The 673-nt window shown below is 55.7% G+C and carries 1 protein-coding gene; it reads left to right on the top strand.

Annotated elements, in window-relative coordinates; all coding sequences use genetic code 11:
* Positions 1-38: 38 nt before the first annotated feature.
* Positions 39-673, top strand: a 635-nt coding sequence (locus WH277_RS01775; protein ID WP_339504039.1) for a winged helix-turn-helix domain-containing protein, incomplete at its 3' end; no start/stop codon positions are given.

Genomic DNA, 673 nt, shown 5'->3' with positions numbered 1-673 from the left:
CGCTACACTAAAGCCATCTGAACTTTACGGATGGCATCATGACGGCGGTAACTCTTTCTCTTGTTCAGGCGCGCCAGCTTCAGCTGGCGGCTCAGGGCTTGCTGCGCCCACCTTCACATAAAGCCCGATTTGACGATTTACTGTCGGCGGTACGCCGAATGTCACTACTGCAAATCGACACCATCCACGTGGTGGCGCGTAGCCCTTATCTTGTGCTATTCAGCCGTCTCGGGGAGTATCCTCATGTCTGGCTTGAGCAGGCGCTGGCACAGCGAAACCTGTTTGAATACTGGGCGCATGAAGCCTGCTTTATTCCCATTGAGGATTATCCCCTGCTGCGTCACCGCATGCTGAATCCCTCAGCATTAGGCTGGAAGTACAGCCAGGCATGGATGGATGAGCATCAGCAGGATATCGCCAGTTTGCTGGCGCATATTCGTGAAAATGGCGCGGTTCGTTCGGCTGACTTTACGGCTCCGGCGGGGCAGAAGCCTGGCTGGTGGGCGTGGAAACCTCATAAGCGCCACCTGGAAAATCTGTTTACCTCCGGTGAGCTGATGGTCAGCGAACGTCGTCAGTTCCAGCGCGTTTATGACCTGCGTCAGCGTGTGATGCCCGATTGGGATGATGCGCAGCATGCACTCACCGAAGCGGAAGCTGTACAGCGTATGCT

This window comes from Erwinia sp. MYb416, assembly GCF_037479575.1.
Taxonomy (GTDB): Bacteria; Pseudomonadota; Gammaproteobacteria; order Enterobacterales; family Enterobacteriaceae; genus Erwinia; species Erwinia rhapontici.
The sequence above is the reverse complement of the archived record's forward strand: the minus strand, read 5'-3'. Positions and strand labels throughout refer to the sequence as shown.